Source organism: Erwinia sp. PPS120 (assembly GCF_047918655.1).
Classification (GTDB): Bacteria; Pseudomonadota; Gammaproteobacteria; order Enterobacterales; family Enterobacteriaceae; genus Erwinia; species Erwinia tasmaniensis_A.
Genome location: NZ_JBLREF010000089.1, coordinates 1 through 1177, shown reverse-complemented (window position 1 = coordinate 1177; position 1177 = coordinate 1). Strand labels below are relative to the sequence as shown.

The 1177-nt window shown below is 52.8% G+C and carries 1 protein-coding gene; it reads right to left on the bottom strand.

Annotated features, from left to right (window positions below):
• Positions 1-43: 43 nt before the first annotated feature.
• On the bottom strand, positions 44-1075 hold the full coding sequence (locus tag ACLRGG_RS21195; RefSeq protein ID WP_416251565.1) for an IS630 family transposase: 1032 nt from the start codon (positions 1073-1075) through the stop codon (positions 44-46).
• Between the last annotated feature and the right edge of the window lie 102 nt (positions 1076-1177).

Here is a 1177-nt window from a genome sequence, read left to right as displayed (position 1 = left end):
AGATGTGTATAAGAGACAGTCTAAATAGCTGTTCCTAATACCGCTACACTTTTGCGAGACCATGTCGGCCACCCGGGAATGGACTGGCTGTTTTCATAAAATGGCGAACCTTTTTCAGTAGTTGCCACATAGAACGGCACTGATGGTTTCGGGTTATCGTCTCATGCAGCGCCAGCCAGAGTCGCTCAATATGGTTTACCCACGGTGAATACACCGGTTGATAAATCACGATGAACTTCGGGTTGGCTTTCAGCCAGCGCTGCGTTTCATGGCTTTTATGAATGATGTAGTTATCCACGATCAGCGTGATGGTCTTCGCCCGTCTGTAACTCGCTCTCAGGTGCATCAAAAGGCTGATAAACAGCTTCGAGCTTTTACTGCTGCTGCCAACATAACTGACCCGCCCAGTACAGCTATTCAGTGCACCGGCAAGGTAGTATTTTTCATTCTGTCCAGGTGTGACCACCTGCTTTTGCTGACCGCGCAACTGCCAGTCAGCCCCGATTTTGGGGTTCAGATGAATATCTACCTCATCTTCGTAAAACACAGGATGCTCCGCACAACATCCGGCCAGTGCCGCGTTTATCGCTGCCATTTTTGCCGCCCGGTTCGGGTCACGGATGCGCAGCGTTGGGGCTGCTCTGCGCCAGACAAGGCCTGCCGCAGGCAACCAGCGGCGCACGGTAGAGGGATGCAGCTCACAGCCGGTTATCTGGTTAATTTTTATCGCCAGTAACTCCGTACTCCAGCGTGAGCGCTGATAACCAAAGTCGCCGGGAGAGCGTTCAACAAGTCGCTTCAGCAGGGCGCATATCTGTTCAAAGGGCCAGCGTCGCCCGCGTCCTGCCGGCAGGGATTCAAGACCTTCAACACCGTAAAGTGTAAACCAGTTAATCCAGCGCCCGACGGAAGAACGGGCGCAGCAGAGCGTTCTGGCCACAACGCTGACACGTTCGCCCCGGTGCAACATCAGTATGGCGATAAGCCTGCGGGCGTGATTCTTGTCGGGAGTTTTGTGAATGGTTTTCTGCATCAGGCGTCGTTCGCTGCGTGGAATTGGTGCTATGATCGGCATCGCTCAGTCCGGCTGGTGATTTGTGATGTTTGGCGATTGATCAGATCGCACAATCCGGGCTGAGTTCCCTCAAAGTGATCTATTATTCGGAACAGCTATTTA

Coding starts and splice junctions, on each gene's coding strand:
- ACLRGG_RS21195 (WP_416251565.1), bottom strand. CDS start 1,075: ATGCCGATCATAGCACCAATTCCACGCAGCGAACGACGCCTGATGCAG.